Genomic DNA, 17,835 nt, shown 5'->3' with positions numbered 1-17,835 from the left:
TTGGTTACAATGAGCCTTACTTATGTAAGTATGGAAAGATTTAATCTGTATTAATCTGTTTATAAGTCTCTTGGATAAAAGTTTTATAAGGAGTGTCTGGCATCTTGCTTACATTGTCATAAGCCTTTTTCGCAGCCTCTTTTGCTTTAGCTCTTTGACCAATGGCTTTATAGCACAGGGATAGGTATGCATCTTTCTCGTAAAAAATGGATAAATCAATCGGATGACTGAGAGCATCATGAATGACTACTTGCTCTAGCTGTTCAATGGCAGCTTCAAATTGCTTTAAACCGTAATAAGTTTTCCCTCGCTCTAATACAAAGTAAGGGGTAAAAATTTTATCTTTTGCTAATGTATATGTTTGAAATATTTTTTCAGCCTCTTCATATTGATATTTATAGGAATTTAAGTAATGGATTTTAGTAATCAAAGAGAAGTACTCGGCATCTGGATCATCTGCAAAGATTCCATATGCCTCTATTTTTTTTGCGTAATACTCTATTTTCTCCTCGTCTTTTTGCATCATTGCATGGGCAGAAGCGATTCTATAAAGGTCATCTAAGTGGTAAAAGGTTTTGTTTTCCTTTGAATACTCAATTGCTTGGTCCATTAGCTTTAAGGCAGATTCATAGTTTCCGATTGCGTAGTACAAGGCTGTCTCGGTATAGTCAAAGTCAAGTCGAGAAACGGGGTCAATCCATATACCAGTATTTTCTAGTTCCGCCCGTTCCTGTTGGAGAATATGCAAGGCGTCCTCGTAATTATGCTCCTGAAATTTGACCATTACTCTAACAATTCCTATTTTAGCTCGTCGTGAAGTAATGTTTAGCTTCTCATAAAGCTCTGCTGCTTGATTCAATGATTGTTCCCAGTCTTTTTTATGTACTTGGTACATACAACGACTGTACATTTCTAACAAGCGGGCTGACTCATACCCATGACCGATCTTAGGTAAATATGGCTCTACTAATTGTATTAATTGCTCATATTCATCGGATAGATCATTGTAGTGTGTATTAAAAAGATGCTCCGCCTTCTCAAGAACTACGCGTAGTTCTTGTCCACTTACTTCCTCTAATAACTCCGAAACATCTACGTTCAACTGTTTTGCGATATATTGAAGGCTTTCCATAGAAGGCTTCGCCTTATTATTTTCGATTAGACTGAGCATTCCCTTAGTTAGCTCAGAACCTGCAAGTGCCTCTAGAGTCATCTTTTGTTGCTTTCTCAATGTACGTATTCGCTCTCCAAGCGTCTGCATAGCTTCACCTCATTTACTGTTAGTTTAATTATATTAAACTTTTTGTTGAAATGGAAGAACGGATATGATATTATTTGTTTAATAAAATTAAACTTTTAGTTTTTTCAGAACAAATAGAAAGAAAAAGCTAAACAAAGGGGAAAAAATTATGGAAGAAATAGTGAAGTTGAAAAAAGCTACTTATCATTTATGGACATTCACCATTAGTAAGCTCATATCGATTTTTGGCGCTCAAGTTTATGCATTTGCTATCAGTTTTTATATTCTACAGCTAACTGGCTCTGCAACAAGCTTCGCGACAAACCTAATATGTAGTATTTTACCTAGAACTCTACTTGCTCCTTTTGCGGGGTATGCTGCTGATAAATACTCTAGAAAAGGAATTATTATTGGAGCTCAAATTGCCAGCTCGTTGGCGATAGGTGGATTATTAATCTTCAGTATAAATGCAGAATTGTCATTGATTGCGATTTATATAACAACGGTCATCTTATCCATTACCTCAACGTTTTCGGGAGTAACATTTAGTTCTTCCATGACGGGGCTAGTAGATGAAGCGAGAATACAAAAAGCGATGTCTTTAAACCAGATGTCTATTTCCTTTGCGGCGATTGGAAGCCCAGCGGTAGGGGGGATATTATATGGAACAGTGTCTATGCCGGTGTTTTTAGGAATTTATTTGACAGCGTCTATGATAGCGGTAGTTTTAGAATCTACAATGAACTTTAAATTATTTGCTACAAGAAAAGAAGTGGTGGAAGGGGCTCCTAAAGAGTCGATGCTACAAAGCATCAAAGAAGGTTTTAAATATTTAATGAAAAAGCCTGTCGTAAAAATAATCATTTTCATCTCTTTAATAGTGAACTTTTTGTTTGGGGCTTTTCAGGTTGGATATTCGTTTATCCTCATCGAAAAATTAAAGCTTGATCCAGTCCATTTTGGTTATACAGAGATGGCCTTTGCTGTTGGAATGCTGTTAATGTCTATTTACTTCTCAAGTACGAAGGAGTTAAAATACCCTCTTTTTGTTTCTAAATGGAGCATAGTATGCACAGGGTTTTTATTGGCTTCAATTGCGACTCCACTATTAATGAACATGTCTTATTTGGGGACCGTGTTATTTTATATTATAATCCTCTTTATTTTTGGAGTGACTATGATGGTCACTAATACACCAATAATGGTCATGATGCAAAAGACAATAGATGATGATTATAAAGGCCGTGTATTTTCTATTTTAGAAACAGGGTCAATGGCTCTAATGCCACTTGGTATGGTTGTTTTTGGGTTTCTGTATGATGTGTTTTCTGCAGAGCTTATCCTAATTACTTCGGGAGTTCTATTAGTAGCTACCGTTTTAGTGCTTGCAAGGCCATCGGTTATTAGAAAAGCACATCCAGAGCTTGCGAAAGGGAAAGTGGAGACTACACCAGCCCCACAGCCAGAATAAAATCTGCTCTGGCGGAACAAGAGGGGAGTTGGTCCATTACAACAGCTATAAAAATGGCGATTACCCAATAAGCCCCCGCTTCGAGGATGTTAAATGTGGATAGTTAACAGTCAATTAAAAGGAGGGGTTCTTTGAATAGCCCTATATTAAAGCAAATAGGAACATTATTTATTCCAGTAAGAAATATAGAACAAGCTAGAGATTGGTACTGCGATATTTTGGGGATAAAAGTAGACGGGGATATTCAGTATGGTCATCTTTACGTTTTACCTATGGAAGGCGCAGGGATAGTATTAGATAGTAAAATTTATTCAGAGGATAGCATATTCAAAGTGCCAGCATTTCATTTCAATACTAAAAACATTGAAGAAGCATTTCAATATATGAAGGATAAAGGAGTAAATCTTCTTACAAAAATTGAGCATAATCATTATTTTAATTTTAATGATCCTGATGGGAATACTTTAATGATATGTAAATGTTAAATTTGAGAGTAATTCAAATAAAGGCATCGTAAATTTAAAAATTTACGATGCCTTTACAGCTAATTTTATAGCCCATGTTTTAACGTTTTAGTGGATCTACGATATGCGAAAATTAAACCTATTGCTAATATCGCAAGAATCCCAGATAATACGTAAATATTATCTGGCTGCTTCGTAAACAACCATGCAAACAAGAGAGGACCGATGATGCGTCCGAGGTTATCCATTGAATAAGTCATCCCAGCTGCAGTCCCATATCGACCACCTGACTCTTTGGAGGTAAGGGATACAATGGTTGTTCTAGCAAGTGCATTACCTGCTGTGAAAACACAAAGGGATAATCCCGCCCAAAAAATATTAGTCGTAAACACTGTCATGACCAACCCTATAGCTGTAACTACTTGTGCATAAAGAAGCCAAGTCGTCTCCGTTCCGTTCTTGATACGTCGTACAACTCCACCTTGAATAGCTGCATCGACAAAGCCGCTGAACATGAATAGATAACCAATTTGTAATGGTGTTATAGCTACTCTTTCAATTTGAAATAACTGAAAAGTTGCCTCCAAGCCAGCAAGTAGGAAGGTAACCATAAAAGAAAAAAGGAATAAGTATTTTATACGGTAGGACCATAAGCTCAAAGCGCCTCTTGGAAGAATCGTTCGCTTATTGGCTTCACCAGTACGAGCTGGTTCTTTTAAAATGATTAACGCATAAACAAAAATGACTAATAATAGAATAGCTGAGACGATAAATGGAGTTTCCAAGCTAATATGACCTAGAATACCTCCAATTGCCGGTCCAAATATAAAACCTAAACCAATAGACATTCCCATGAAGCCCATATACTTATTTCTGTTTTCCTCATCGGATAAATCTGCTATAAAGCCAGTTACCGCAGTGTAAAGCGCACCTGAAAATAGTCCGCCGACTACACGAGAAAGGTAAAGCATTACCAATGAATCGAAAAATAAGGAGAATAACCAAAAGCTTAAGCTAAAGCCGATTAATCCCGTTAGAATAAGTGTTTTCCGTCCAATCCGATCAGAAAGCATTCCCCAAAGAGGAGCAGTGAAAAAGGAAGCTAAAGCATAGACTGTTAGTAGACCTCCTACATGAACCTCGTTATAGTTTTCCTGAAGTATAACCTCAGGCAGTACGGGAATAATAATTCCAAAACCTAAATAAACAAGAAATTGAACGGACATTAATATAAAAAGTGATTTTTTCATTGTCAAACCTGCTTTCTCAAACCTTACCATCTATAATACCTGTTTCGGAAGGAATTTTCACCTTGAAAAAGGTGAAGATAAAATAGTGAATGAAAGCATGATATATCGAGGTTTAACAAGAATATCACTAGCTGAAGAATTTTATCATCCTTTGTATACATTTTAACTGTCGGTAGATTTACCCTGGATAGGTTTTCCTACTCACATTAGCCGGGAAATGAACTTGCTAAGAACAGTTTAATAACTCCTTGGTTCGGATATACTTTGTATAGCTTCAGAGATTTCTTGTATATGGGGAAAAGGAAATGCTAAGTCAGCAAGTGACACAAAGCCTACTAACTCTTCATTTTCTACTACTGGGAGCCGGCGTACTTGATGCTTACCCATTAAAATTGAGGCTTCAGCTGTAGTTTCTTGAGGAGAAACTGAAATGACGGCTTTAGTCATAATGTTTTCTACTTTGCATTTAACATCTTTAGCCACTGCTCTTGTTACAATGTCCCTGTCTGTGATCATTCCAACTAGCTTTTTTTTGCTTACTACTGGTAAACAACCGATATCTAATGAACGCATTTGTTCAGCAACTTCGTTTACATAATCATTAGGGCTACACGTAACCACTTGCTTACTCATTACATCCTGTACAATCATCGATATCACTCCTTTAGAGGTTATGATGGTTTACAAATGCGTAAAATATGTAATAAAAATGAAAGGTTTAGGCCATGTAAAAAGTGGTATTATAGGATAAAGAAAAATAAATAAAATAAAAGAAACCTTTTAAATATATATTCGTAATAATAAATGGAAGGGACTGAGGTGGATTGGCTAAGGAAGTTGATTTAAAGAAAATTGTAAGTAATCTATCAAAACTTGGTGTGACTGTTACAATGACAAAATCTAGGCTTGAAATACTTAAAGCTTTATCACCACCCGCACAAAGTCCACATGTGCAATCCTAAAAAAAGAGTGACTGGAAGCCTCGTTAAAACGAATGCTTCAGTCACTCTTTTTTTATTTTTAGCTTAATCTTCATCCTTAGCAAACATATATGTTCTATGGTGAAACTTCATACTAAAGACTAAACCGATAGCAAGCATATTACCCATCAAGGAACTACCGCCGTAACTTATAAATGGTAGTGGGATCCCCGTTATAGGCAGGAGCTGAATTGTCATACCAACATTCTCAAATACATGGAAAGTAATCATGGCAATAATTCCAGCGCATACATAGGTGCTGTACATATCCTTGAGCTGTAAGGTTATTTTGGTTAAGTGATAGATCAGTAGAAAGTAAAGACTTATTACTATACTAGCACCAACAAATCCATATTCCTCGCCAATGACAGCAAAGATAAAGTCCGTATGATTTTCTGGTACATAAACAACTCGGCCACCATAACCTTTACCGAATATTTCGCCTGAGCCAATCGCATTTAGGGCCGTAATAAGATGCATCCCCTCATTGGAAGCATATGAATATGGGTCTATCCAAGAATAGATACGAGCAAATTGGTAAGGGTCAAAGGCAAAATATTTAGCTAAGAAGTCTTGTGCATATAAGGCCATCCATAAGAGAAGGCCACCTATTCCTAGCCCACCTAAAAATAACGGTAAAATAATTTTCCAAGTAATACCTGCCACGACTATTAAGGCAGCAGTGATTGCTAAGAAAACTAACGAGGTACCTAAATCAGGCTGAAGCATGATAAAAGCTAACGGTATAATTAAGGTGATACCTATTTTCCCTAATAGAATAAAGTCTGTTTTAACAGTTTTCATCACATACTGTTCATGATGATAGGTAATAAGACGCGCTAAACCTAAAATATAAAAGGTCTTCATAAATTCGGCAGGCTGAATGTCCCCTATTGGTAAATGGAACCAGCTTTTTGCTCCATTACGTGGTGATACTAAAGCCATGCTCTCTGGTAGGATAGCAAGGATGGCTAATAGGAAAATTCCTATTCCGTATATATACCATGCCATTTTTTTGTATTGCTCGGGCTCAAAAAACATGACCATCCCAATAATAACGCACCCAACTACATACCAAAAAAGCTGTTTGGATACAAAGTTATACGCAGCGTATTGACCGGTAGTCTGAGCCGAGGAAATGGCTAGTAAGCTAACGATCAGAAATAATAATAAAATAAAAGCTAACGTCCAATCGAAGCGATCAGCAAAGCCTTTTTTATTTTCCATAAAAATCACCTAGATTTCTTTCTAAATATACATTTTTTTGTTTCATTTCCATTCTCTTATATAGAAGGAAACACACTTTTTCTATTATATCGTAAATACTCTTTTTTGGCTTGTGAGTAATATAGACGATATTACAAAAACAGTTGTTTCGTTTAAATAAAATTATGCTAATATATATCTTATATGAGGAGTGAAAATTCAGTGGCTAAAAAAGAGAGAGACTTAGATGACTATTTAACTCATCTATACGTTCATGCAAATGAGATAGAGCATTTTACATTATTTAGTGGTATTTCAGTTCAACTATTTTTAAAATTTGCTAATTTGTCTTCCCTTTTGTTGTTAAAGCATCGTTACGAAGATGCTTCTTTTAATATCCATACACAAATGGATTTTATAGGGGAAAATCAATTTGGACATTTTTTAAAGGAGTCCTCTGAAAAACCTACTTCCCTTTGTTTTTTGGATTTCTCAGATGAGCGACGATTAAATCTGCTGACTCCTCAAGAACAAGCAGAGCTTTTATATATAGCACACAAAAAAGAAGCGTTTCGATCACCATTTTATCATCACCTTCAAAATCGATTTGTCTATATGACCGATGAAGATGAGCATATTACTAAAATTTATTTTCGAGATATAGAAGATTTTTACGGTTTAATCGCTGACTTATTCAATCAAGTGATTAAAGAAAAAACGAAATCTACTGCATTTTGGAGAAAAAAGAATAATATTATATTGCCAGAGTTGTCCTCTGCAACTGTGGAAAGGTACACCGACTTTTATGAAGACGGAGTTCTCATGTCTTTGTTCCGCGTGGATAAGACTAATTATGGAATTGAAATTCGTTGCTTACCGGAAAATATTTTTCCTGACGAGGTGCTAGAGGATATTAAGCACCATGTTAAAAGACCATATGATTTCTTAATAGAAATATAAGAGGACGCTTTTGCTACATACTGTTGCAAAAGCGTCTATTATGTATATGAGGTGATAAATAGTGGCGTGGATTTTACTTATAGTTGCAGGCATAACTGAAATTATATGGGCAATTGGGTTAAAGGAAGCTCATGGTTTTACAGAGCTTATCCCTTCTCTTATCACCATAATGTTTCTAGTGATTAGCTTTTTTTTATTTGCACAGGCGATGAAGACGATTCCGATTGGAACTGCATATGCTATATTTACGGGTATTGGAGCTGCCGGCACGGCGGTCGTAGGTGTTCTATGGTTTAATGAACAAGTAAATGCAGGTAAAGTCGTATTCTTATGTCTGCTACTTTTCGGTATCGTTGGTTTAAAGCTGATTGATACAGAGGAGGCAAATTAATGGAATGGATTATACTGATTGTAGCTGGTCTTTTTGAGGTTGGTTTTGTAGTTTGTATGAAGCTTTCTAATGGCTTTAAAAATAAGAAATTCTCTATACTTACCATTATTACGGCATCTTTAAGTTTCTTTTTACTATCCTTAGCCCTTAAGGATATATCTGTAGGTACAGGATATGCTGTGTGGACTGGGATTGGGGCAGCAGGAAGTGTATTGGTCGGTATGTATTTGTTTAACGAAAAGAAAAGCCGTCTAAAATTATTCTTTTTAAGCTGTATTATAGGTGGAGTAGTTGGTCTCAAACTATTTGGCTAACAATTCATGTATAGATACAAGAAATGATAAAATAGAAATATCCAAAACGTGGAGGTCAAAGTGATGAAATTGAAATTAGGATTATTATATGGTGGGAAATCTGCGGAGCACGAGGTTTCTTTGTTAACGGCAAGAGCGGTTTCGCAAGCAATAGATTTTGCTAAATATGAAGTGTATCCTGTCTTCATCTCGAAAGAGGGAGAATGGAGAAAGGGACAAAAACTATTAGGGCCAGTTGAATCGGTTGAAACGCTTCAATTTGGAGAAGATACAGGAAAAGCGAATGATATAACAAGTTTCCTTCCAACTGATAATACCCCTAAGAACCTTGCGACTGCGGAAGGTAAAGAAGGACTAGACGTAATCTTCCCATTGCTGCATGGACCTAATGGTGAGGATGGAACAGTTCAAGGACTACTAGAAGTATTAAACTTGCCTTACGTTGGAAATGGAGTTTTAGCTTCTGCTGCTGGAATGGATAAAGTAGTTATGAAGCAACTGTTTGCTCAAGCAGGCTTAAAACAGGTTCCTTTCGTTCATTTCATTCGACGTGAGTGGAAGAACAATCAAATAGTTATACTTGAAAAAATTGAAGAAAGCTTAAAATGGCCGTTGTTTGTCAAACCAGCTAATCTAGGATCAAGTGTTGGGATTACAAAGGTAAACAATCGCGAAGAACTTATAAAAGCAATCGACCTAGCGTTTAAATATGACCGTAAAATCTTAGTAGAGCAAGGTATTGTCGCTCGTGAGATAGAAATGAGTGTATTAGGAAACGATTCTCCAAGATGTTCAGTAGCCGGTGAAGTATTACCAACTAAAGACTTCTACGACTACTCTGCAAAATATATAGATGGAACGACAAACTATGCAATACCTGCAAATGTTTCAAATAGATTGCAAAAATCTTTAGAGGATGCAGCTATTCGTGCATTCAAAGTGTTAGATTGCTCTGGTTTAGTTCGTGCAGATTTCTTTGTCACAGATACAGAAGAGGTGCTGATCAACGAAGTAAATACGATGCCTGGGTTTACCCCAATTAGCATGTATCCAAAGCTGTGGATGGCTTCGGGCTTATCCTACTCAGACTTGATCGAGGAGCTAATATCACTAGCGATTGAACGCTATGAGGAAAAACAGCAACTGGAACATTCTAAGGACGGAGAGTGACTTAAGTTGAAAAAAACATTAGCACATATCGCAAAGTGGTTAGGTTTAGAACAACCATCTAGTAACCCTTTAGTTACAGGAGTTTCTATTAACACCCGTACGTTAAAGCCGGGAGATCTATTTATCCCCTTTCGAGGAGAGAATGTGAATGGTCATAAATTCGTAGAGAGCGCATTCGATAAAGGGGCAGCTGCAGCATTCTGGTTAAAGGATGAGCCAAATCCTCCAAAGAACGTTCCTTTGCTATTTGTAGACAGTAGTGAAGCAGCACTACAACAGATGGCAAGAGCGTATCGAGAAGAGTTATCTACCGTATTCATAGGAATCACCGGATCAAACGGTAAAACATCCACAAAGGACCTAATAGCAGGAATGCTTTCGCCTTATTACCGTGTGAAGAAGACGGAAGGAAACTTTAATAATGAACTAGGACTTCCTCTGACTATTCTATCCCTTGAGGAGGATACTGAGTATGCGGTACTTGAGATGGGAATGAGCTCATTTGGAGAAATTGAATTCCTTTCCAATATGGCAAAACCAACGTATGCAGTAATCACAAATATTGGAGAGGCGCATATGAAGGACCTTGGATCTAGAGAAGGAATTGCGAAAGCGAAGTTTGAGATTATAGTTGGCTTAAATAAGGATGGGCTACTCGTTTATGACGGTGACGAACCTCTTTTGAAACCGTTTATATCGAATGCACCAGGTTTAAATACTAAATCCTTTGGTACAGGAAATAAAAATGATTTATGTATTGAACAAGTTACATTTACTGAGCAGGGAAGCAGCTTTATTGTAAATGGAGAGCTAAATGAAGAAATGTCTATACCCATTCTAGGGGAGCATCAAGTGAAAAATACGTTGGCTGCATTACTTGTTGGGAAAGAAATAGGTTTGTCGAGTCAACAGATGCGTGATGCCTTAAAGCAAATCGTACTAACAGATATGCGCATGCAGGTAATTGAAACTAACAATGGCAGTATTTTTATTAACGATGCATATAATGCTGCCCCAACCTCTATGAGAGCAGCTATTCAATTTTTAGAGAAGTCGACTATTAAACCCGATAAATGGCTTGTGCTTGGGGATATGCTGGAGCTTGGTCCGGATGAAAAATCATTCCACGAAGAAATTGGTGAGTATATATCCAATGATGTGTTCTCAGGTGTTTGTTTATTTGGCTCACGTATGAAATGGTTAAAAGACCAACTATCAGACAAGTTTGATGAACAACAGCTGAAATGGGTAGAAAATGATTACGAGTCACTTATATCCTTTTTAGATTCAAAAATAACAAATCAATCTATTGTTTTAGTTAAGGGATCAAGGGGAATGAAGTTAGAGAAGGTAATTGAACCCTTTCAAAAATAGTAGAAAGTAGGGATGGCATGAAAACAGGAGTACTTTGCTTACATGGTTTTACTGGGGGTCCATATGAAGTCCAACCTTATGTGGATTATCTAGAAGTAAATACTGACTGGAAAATTGTAGTTCCTACCTTACCTGGCCATGGGGAAACACTGGAGTTAAAAAACCTAACAGCCGAATCATGGATGATGGCAGCGGAGCAGGCTTTGCGTTTGCTGCAAAAGGAAGTAGATCGAGTGTTTGTGGTTGGTTTTTCCATGGGCGGGATTATTGCCATTTACTTGGCTCTACGCTATAAAATTGAAAGATTGGTTTTATTAAGTGCTGCCGCAAAATACATAAATCCAACGCAGTTGCTACATGATATAGGAGACGTCGCCAAAAAAATAGTTGAAGGTAAAGCAGAAGAAAATACGCTGTTTCAAATCTATAGTAACAAACTTCGTGCAACTCCTATTCAAGCTGCTTTAGAATTTGTTCGAGTGGTGAAAATGGTCGAACCTTATTATGAACAAATTACTATCCCAGTATGTTTAGTTCAGGGAAAGAAAGATGGAATTGTTCCTTTTACGACAGCACCCTTCTTATTTGACCATATCCGTTCTACAAACAAACAGCTAATTTTTTCGGAGAGCGGGAAGCACCATATTTGTTATAGCGATGATTGTCAGGAATGGTTTCCACAGGCTCTTACATTTTTAAGGGAAGAAATGTAGAAGAAAAGTTCGGAGCTACTGACTTTAAATTCTAATTCATTGCAACTGGGACAATTGCATGCTATACTACGTTTAGAACAATGGATACATTTTGTGCGAAGACTCTTCAGCATTTATTGAAGAGTACTTTTTTTTGAACATAACGGTTTGTTTACGTAAGAATTAACGAACCGCTCGGCAAAAGACCGGGCTTTCCCTTTATATTAGACCCCTCTGATTGAAACCACAGAGAATTTTAAGTAACGGAAACGTTCCTCGTATAGGCTCGAATTTGCCGCAATTTCATCTGAAAATGTAACCATTTGTCAAAACAGAACAAAAAGGAGATTAAAATTTTGACAAATTTTTCAGAATTAAATATTAGCGCTTCTACACTAAAATCCGTACAACGAATGGGATTTGAAGAAGCAACACCAATCCAAGAAGGTACTATCACTCATGCTATGGAAGGCCGCGATATTATTGGCCAAGCACAAACAGGTACTGGTAAAACTGCCGCTTTCGGTATTCCAATGATTGAAAAGGTTGATCCTAAAAACCCTAACATTCAAGCTTTAATTATTGCTCCAACTCGTGAGCTTGCAATTCAAGTTTCTGAAGAGCTTTATAAATTAGGCTATGATAAAAAAGTTCGTTTACTTTCTGTTTACGGAGGACAAGAAATTGGCCGTCAAATCCGTGCGCTTAAAAACAAGCCACAAGTAATCGTTGGTACACCTGGTCGTATTCTTGACCATATTAACCGTCGTACTTTAAAGCTTGACCAAGTGGAAACATTAATCTTGGACGAAGCGGATGAAATGTTAAACATGGGCTTCATTGATGATATCAATACAATTTTAGAAAGTGTTCCAGACAATCGTCAAACATTATTGTTCTCAGCTACTATGCCGGGACCAATTCGTAAAATTGCTGATAAATTCATGAAAGATCCAGTTGAAGTTAAGATCAAATCAAAAGAAATGACTGTTGAAAATATTGAACAGTTCTATGTAAAAGCTACTGAGCGTGAAAAATTCGATTTCCTTTCAAGAATATTGAATGTACACCAACCAGAGCTTGCAATTATCTTTGGACGTACTAAACGTCGCGTAGACGAGCTTTCAAATGCCCTAAGCATCCGTGGTTACTTAGCAGAAGGAATTCATGGAGACTTAAGCCAGGCGAAGCGTATGTCTGTATTAAAACAGTTCAAATCAAATAAAATTGATATTCTTGTTGCAACTGATGTAGCTGCTCGTGGATTAGATATCTCAGGCGTTACTCACGTTTATAACTTTGATATTCCACAAGATCCAGAAAGCTATGTTCACCGTATCGGTCGTACAGGACGTGCTGGTAAAAGTGGTATTGCGGTAACATTTGTTACTCCAAGAGAAATGGGCTACCTTCGTATTGTTGAAGACACTACGAAAAAACGTATGACAGCTCTTCGTCCACCAAGCTCAGATGAAGCATTAGTAGGGCAACAACGTGTAGCGATTGAAGCTCTTACTGAAATTATTAACAAAAATGATTTAGGTGACTACCGTACACTTGCTGCAGAAATGCTTGAAAAGCATGAAGCAGTTGACGTGGTTGCAGCAGCAATCAAGTCAATGACGAAAGAGCCAGACGATTCACCAATCTCACTTTCAGAAGAACGTCCATTACCAGCTCGTAGAGAGCGTAGTGGCGGCGGCGGATACAAAGGTAACCGTAGCAGCGGCGGTGGCGGACGTAGTTCTTCATCACGTGGAGGAAGCGATCGCGGATCTTCTCGTTCAGGAAGCGGTTCACGTCCAAGCGGTCGTCGTAGCAGCGGTCCACGTGACGGTTCTACACAACGTAGCACAAGAACTCGTACACCACGTAACGAAGGCTAATTTTATATAATCCTTTAAGGCGAATCCACTTTGGTGGATTCGCCTTTTGTGTGCTTAGCATGTAAAAAGATAAACGTTTAGCCTGTATGACTCGCAAATAAAATTAATTTAATGAATCTAATTATAAAGTTGAAACATTTTTGTGTAATATTCGTATACAATGACAAGAGAAGAGGTGGATGATAATGAGAAAAGAACCAATTAATCGAATATCCGTAAAAGGTTTAAGAGTGTGGAGAATTTATGGCATCATACAAACCCTAATTGTTTTGTTATTAGGCATTGGTACAGGAGTAATCAATTATTTTACGGGAAACTACATATGGTTATACATAGTGGCAGGAGCAGTAGTATTGCTATTTGGATATTTATTCATTTATTTATTTCCAAAGGTAAGATGGAGCAGATGGAGATACGAGGTAAGGGATCAGGAAATAGAACTACAGCATGGTCTATTTGTTGTGAAGAGAACGCTAGTCCCAATGGTTAGAGTGCAACATGTAGACACAGAGCAAGGACCGATTTTACGTAAGTATGATTTGTCGTCTATTACTATCTCAACGGCTGCTACCAGCCACACAATTCCCGCATTAATAACAGAAGAGGCGGATGAGCTACGAGGAAGAATTTCGGTGCTAGCAAGGGTGGCGGAAGAAGATGTCTAAAGAAAAGTATAGACTTCACCCAATTTCTGCCGTTATAAATTTTGTGAAAGTCTTAAAGGAAATGATTCTACCGTTAATCGTTCTAGTGTTAGTCAATGGTTTTGGAGACGATGCAAACTTTTGGTCTGGACTTTTCACTTACGGCATTTACGGAGTACTGCTTTTGTTCATGCTAATCAGTGGAATTATTAAATGGAGAAGATTTCGCTATTGGTTTGAAGATGGGGAGCTGCGAATAGAGTATGGTCTTTTTGTAAAGAAAAAGCGATATATCCCTTTTGAACGTATTCAGAGTCTTGACTATACGGAAGGTATATTCCATCGACCATTTGGATTGGTAAAAGTAAAGGTGGAAACAGCAGGTGGAGGTCCTACAAAAGAGGCTGACGCTGAGCTTACTGCTATTAGGAAAGAAGCCGCCGAGCAAATAAAGAAAGAAATCATGCTCGCTAAAGGTCAAAATGTACCTATTATAGAAGATGATTTAGAGGTTGAAGAGACAATTATAGAAGAAAAGAAGCCAATTTTCCGAATGTCCACAAAGGATCTTCTCGTACTAGCGAGCACTTCAGGTGGTGTAGGAGTATTCTTTTCAGGTCTTGCAGTATTTGCATCCCAGTTCTCAGAGTTTATACCCTATGAAACTATTTATAACGAAATTATGATTTTCATCAAATTTGGAGTGCTTATGGTAGTCTTAGTAATCTTCGCTGTTTTACTTATGGCTTGGATTGTTTCAGTTCTGTTAACCTTTATCAACTATTATGATTTTACAATAAAGATAGAGGATGACGAGATTATTATTACTAGAGGACTTTTAGAGAAAAAGAAAATTACAATTCCTTTAACTCGGATACAAGGGATCCGATTAGTAGAAAACCCTCTTCGTCAGCTTACTGGATATGCTACGGTAACGGTAGATAGTGCAGGAGGGTCAATGGCAGAAAAAGATGAAACCATTCGTTTATTGCCATTAATAAAGAAAGCAGAGATTTATCCAATCTTAGAAGAAATTTTCCCTGATTTTCAAATGCAACCTAACTTTCAAAGAGTGCCAAGTAAATCTCGAAAATTCTTCTATCGCTTAGATTTGCTGTGGATTTTACCTATAGCTGCCACAGTTATTTACTTCTTTTATCCATATGGATTATTATCACTTCTACTAATCCCCGCAAGCTTTGGATTAGGCTTGTGGCAGAAGAGAACAGCTGGTTTTTATATAGAAGAGACACAGTTAGTTGCCCAATATCGATTATTTAGTAGAGTGACTGTTTGGATGGAGAAAAGAAGGATTCAATCGATGACAGCTCGTACTACGTACTTTCAGAAGAAATCAGACGTTTCTTCTGTAGTAGTAACTATAAAATCAGGGGTTGGCGGGGCAGAAACAGTGATTCCTCATATCGAGAAGGAACATTCTGAAAACCTATTAAGCTGGTATGAGCCAATACGAAAGCCTAAAATAGATATAGAACAAGAGATGGAATGATAATTATTTTGTCCATAAAAAAACGTGAAATCGGAAAAACTCGATTTCACGTTTTTACTTTCTAAGTAAGAAATCTTTCTATTCTAGTTGTTTTGTGTACAATAGTAAGTTACTTAACCACTCTGTATGGATTCTTCTTTTTCTTCCAGGAAGCAATTCGTTTAGGATGAAAAAAGATCATTCCAAGTATAAATCCTGTGATTAGACCGCCAAGATGAGCGGTCACCCCTACATTCGGTTGTAGGAATGATAGAATGACACCAATTACGATGATAGGTATGATAATCTGTCTGAGCTGGGGTAATAAGTGTTTCGTGTAATAAACTAACGCAGCAAAAGCACCTAAAATTCCGTATATTGCTCCACTAGCTCCAAGGCCAGCGTAATTCCAGTCATGAATCAAATAAGTTGCTACATTACCCATGAAGCCTGATAGGAAGTAGATGGTTAAGAACCTAGCTTTACCAGTAAGCTGTTCCAACTCTGGACCGAAGATGTATAAAGAGAACATATTAAATAGTAAGTGAGCAAATCCTGCATGCAAGAACATGGAAGTGATTAATCTCCAATATTCACCCTCTGCAATGAGTAGGTTAACCCCCATCCCCATATACCGCAAATAGATTCCATAAACCGGTATAATAGTTAATAGGAAGATAAAAATATTGATGGCTAATAAGGTAGAAACAATCGGATATAATTTTATGTATTGTTTAAAGCTTTCTCTTCTGGAGAACATACTCTCACCTCGAATTTCTTATTAATAGTATATCTTGTAAAGACCATATAGGAAAGGAAGAACATTCATGATAACTGGTATTGGTTTAGACATAACTGAAATAAAAAAAATAGAATCCATTTTAACTAAAACTTCAAAGTTTGTTACGCGTGTTTTAACAAAAAAAGAAAAAGAAATTATGGAGACTTTATCAGGTGCTCGGCAATTAGAATTTTTAGCTGGAAGATTTGCAGCTAAAGAAGCATTCTCTAAGGCAATAGGCACCGGTATTGGGAAGCAATGTAGCTTTCAAGATATAGAAATTTTAAAAGAAAGTTCTGGGAAACCTATATTATATTTTAAGGAAAAGCCTATAAATGGCTTTGTTTCTATCACTCACACAAAAGATTATGCTGCTGCACAAGTAATTCTTCAATCATAACCGGTCGTCCACCTACATACAATGAACGAAGGCAGTGATAATAGAAAGGGTGGACAAAATTGAAGAGCCTAGTGGCTAGACTGGTAGTTTTATTTGCAATGATTCTGGTACTATCTGCATGTGGAGCTGAATCGAAGGAAGACGTAGTAAAGAAATTGAGCAACAAATGGAGTGACGCAAAGGGATATGAACTAACTGCAGAAATGAGTATTCTAACAGGTGCAGAGCCAAGAGTTTATGATGTGGAAGTTTGGCATACTAAACCAGACTTTTATCGTGTTAAAGTTTCTGATGCAAATGCAGAAAACACACAAATGATTGTTCGTAATGCAGAAGGTGTTTTCGTCGTTACACCTGCCCTTAACAAAACTTACAAATTCCAAAGTAAGTGGCCTTCAGAAAATAGCCAAGCGTATTTAATTGGCTCGTTAGCAGAGGACATTAAGAAAGACAAAGCTGCTACATTTAAAGAAGAAGGAAATAAATATGTATTTGAAGCTAAAACTACTAATAATCACAAAAATATGCTTCCGACTCAAAAAATCTATATCGACAAAAAGACGATGTTACCAACAGACGTTTCGATATTAAATGAAAATCAAGAGGAACAGATTCATATCAAGTTTGATAAAGTCTCTTTAGGAAAAACACGAGCTGCTGGAGACTATAAAATTGAACAAACACCTGCTGCTCAGGCTGAAGGAAATACAGTCGAGGCATCAGCTGAGTTAGAAAATAGAGACTTTGAAACGCACTACCCAGTTATTAAATGGGAAGATACTCATCTAATGGAAGAGAAGGTTATACAATTAGAAAATCAAAAACGAGTAGTGCTGACTTTTAGTGGAGGAGACAAGGATTTTACAGTCATCCAACAATTGAGCGATGCCTCAATGCCGTCTACTATTCCGGTGTTTGCGCCTGGTGATCCAGTTGATTTAGGTGTGGCAATAGGAGCAGTTACAGATCAATCTATTAGCTGGGAACAAGATGGGATGTCGTTCTTTATTGCCTCCTCTTCACTAACTAAAGAGGAAATGATAGAGGTAGCAGCTTCGATGACAGTTACTGAATTAAAGTGATTATAGGTTGACGACCTCTTCTTCCAAGGAGCATAATAATT

General features: G+C 37.2%; 19 protein-coding genes. 14 read left to right on the top strand and 5 right to left on the bottom strand.

Going from position 1 to position 17,835, the window contains the following annotated elements:
• Nucleotides 1-40: 40 nt before the first annotated feature.
• Nucleotides 41-1,261 carry a helix-turn-helix transcriptional regulator gene (locus MKY09_RS16960; protein WP_169360963.1) on the bottom strand — a complete coding sequence of 407 codons (1,221 nt, stop codon included), beginning with the start codon at nt 1,259-1,261 and terminating at the stop codon, nt 41-43.
• Nucleotides 1,262-1,409: 148 nt separating this feature from the next.
• Here MKY09_RS16960 and MKY09_RS16955 point away from each other — a divergent pair, with 148 nt between their 5' ends.
• A complete protein-coding gene (locus MKY09_RS16955) occupies nt 1,410-2,711 on the top strand; it encodes an MFS transporter (protein WP_169360964.1) in 1,302 nt (433 codons plus the stop codon).
• Nucleotides 2,712-2,842: 131 nt separating this feature from the next.
• Nucleotides 2,843-3,196, top strand: a complete 354-nt coding sequence (locus MKY09_RS16950) for a VOC family protein (RefSeq protein WP_169360965.1) — start codon at nt 2,843-2,845, stop codon at nt 3,194-3,196.
• Nucleotides 3,197-3,261: 65 nt separating this feature from the next.
• Here MKY09_RS16950 and MKY09_RS16945 read toward each other — a convergent pair whose 3' ends face one another.
• Both MKY09_RS16945 and MKY09_RS16940 read right to left on the bottom strand, forming a co-directional pair.
• A complete protein-coding gene (locus MKY09_RS16945) occupies nt 3,262-4,425 on the bottom strand; it encodes an MFS transporter (RefSeq protein ID WP_169360966.1) in 1,164 nt (387 codons plus the stop codon).
• 237 nt (nt 4,426-4,662) lie between these two features.
• On the bottom strand, nt 4,663-5,076 hold the full coding sequence (locus MKY09_RS16940; RefSeq protein ID WP_169360967.1) for a CBS domain-containing protein: 414 nt from the start codon (nt 5,074-5,076) through the stop codon (nt 4,663-4,665).
• 173 nt (nt 5,077-5,249) lie between these two features.
• Between MKY09_RS16940 and MKY09_RS16935 the strand changes: the two genes are divergently transcribed.
• Nucleotides 5,250-5,387, top strand: a complete 138-nt coding sequence (locus MKY09_RS16935) for an Lmo0850 family protein (protein WP_251553339.1) — start codon at nt 5,250-5,252, stop codon at nt 5,385-5,387.
• 63 nt (nt 5,388-5,450) lie between these two features.
• Here MKY09_RS16935 and MKY09_RS16930 read toward each other — a convergent pair whose 3' ends face one another.
• Nucleotides 5,451-6,632, bottom strand: coding sequence for an FtsW/RodA/SpoVE family cell cycle protein (locus MKY09_RS16930; RefSeq protein ID WP_169360968.1), 1,182 nt, complete (start codon nt 6,630-6,632; stop codon nt 5,451-5,453).
• A gap of 201 nt (nt 6,633-6,833) precedes the next feature.
• On the opposite strand from MKY09_RS16930, the gene MKY09_RS16925 reads away from it, so the two are divergent.
• The 9 genes from MKY09_RS16925 (at nt 6,834) to MKY09_RS16885 (ending at nt 15,552) form a co-directional block, all read left to right on the top strand.
• Nucleotides 6,834-7,571, top strand: a complete 738-nt coding sequence (locus MKY09_RS16925; RefSeq protein WP_169360969.1) for a hypothetical protein — start codon at nt 6,834-6,836, stop codon at nt 7,569-7,571.
• A gap of 61 nt (nt 7,572-7,632) precedes the next feature.
• Nucleotides 7,633-7,962 (top strand): multidrug efflux SMR transporter, encoded by a 330-nt coding sequence (locus tag MKY09_RS16920; protein WP_169360970.1) that lies wholly within the window; start codon nt 7,633-7,635, stop codon nt 7,960-7,962.
• The gene (locus tag MKY09_RS16915; protein ID WP_342567162.1) at nt 7,962-8,276 is read left to right on the top strand and encodes a multidrug efflux SMR transporter; all 315 of its coding nucleotides are present in this window, start codon (nt 7,962-7,964) and stop codon (nt 8,274-8,276) included. The genes MKY09_RS16920 and MKY09_RS16915 overlap by 1 nt, the downstream gene beginning before the upstream one ends.
• 63 nt (nt 8,277-8,339) lie before the next feature.
• Nucleotides 8,340-9,446, top strand: coding sequence for a D-alanine--D-alanine ligase (locus MKY09_RS16910; protein ID WP_342567161.1), 1,107 nt, complete (start codon nt 8,340-8,342; stop codon nt 9,444-9,446).
• A gap of 6 nt (nt 9,447-9,452) precedes the next feature.
• Nucleotides 9,453-10,820 (top strand): UDP-N-acetylmuramoyl-tripeptide--D-alanyl-D-alanine ligase, encoded by a 1,368-nt coding sequence (murF, locus tag MKY09_RS16905; RefSeq protein ID WP_342567160.1) that lies wholly within the window; start codon nt 9,453-9,455, stop codon nt 10,818-10,820.
• Between the two features lie 17 nt (nt 10,821-10,837).
• Nucleotides 10,838-11,533, top strand: a complete 696-nt coding sequence (locus tag MKY09_RS16900) for an alpha/beta fold hydrolase (protein WP_169360974.1) — start codon at nt 10,838-10,840, stop codon at nt 11,531-11,533.
• A gap of 335 nt (nt 11,534-11,868) precedes the next feature.
• The gene (locus tag MKY09_RS16895; RefSeq protein WP_342567159.1) at nt 11,869-13,398 is read left to right on the top strand and encodes a DEAD/DEAH box helicase; all 1,530 of its coding nucleotides are present in this window, start codon (nt 11,869-11,871) and stop codon (nt 13,396-13,398) included.
• 185 nt (nt 13,399-13,583) lie between these two features.
• Nucleotides 13,584-14,063, top strand: a complete 480-nt coding sequence (locus MKY09_RS16890; RefSeq protein ID WP_169360976.1) for a PH domain-containing protein — start codon at nt 13,584-13,586, stop codon at nt 14,061-14,063.
• Complete coding sequence (locus MKY09_RS16885) at nt 14,056-15,552, top strand: PH domain-containing protein (protein WP_169360977.1); 1,497 nt, start codon at nt 14,056-14,058, stop codon at nt 15,550-15,552. The genes MKY09_RS16890 and MKY09_RS16885 overlap by 8 nt, the downstream gene beginning before the upstream one ends.
• Before the next feature lie 109 nt (nt 15,553-15,661).
• Here the strand turns inward: MKY09_RS16885 and MKY09_RS16880 are convergent, their stop codons facing one another.
• Nucleotides 15,662-16,291, bottom strand: coding sequence for a rhomboid family intramembrane serine protease (locus MKY09_RS16880; protein WP_169360978.1), 630 nt, complete (start codon nt 16,289-16,291; stop codon nt 15,662-15,664).
• Between the two features lie 67 nt (nt 16,292-16,358).
• Here MKY09_RS16880 and acpS point away from each other — a divergent pair, with 67 nt between their 5' ends.
• Nucleotides 16,359-16,712 carry a holo-ACP synthase gene (gene acpS / locus MKY09_RS16875; RefSeq protein ID WP_169360979.1) on the top strand — a complete coding sequence of 118 codons (354 nt, stop codon included), beginning with the start codon at nt 16,359-16,361 and terminating at the stop codon, nt 16,710-16,712.
• A 59-nt stretch (nt 16,713-16,771) separates the two neighbouring features.
• Nucleotides 16,772-17,794, top strand: a complete 1,023-nt coding sequence (locus tag MKY09_RS16870; RefSeq protein WP_169360980.1) for an outer-membrane lipoprotein carrier protein LolA — start codon at nt 16,772-16,774, stop codon at nt 17,792-17,794.
• The last annotated feature ends 41 nt before the right edge of the window (nt 17,795-17,835 follow it).

This window comes from Psychrobacillus sp. FSL K6-4046, assembly GCF_038624605.1.
GTDB lineage: Bacteria > Bacillota > Bacilli > Bacillales_A > Planococcaceae > Psychrobacillus.
This window is presented reverse-complemented; position numbering and strand designations above follow the sequence as displayed.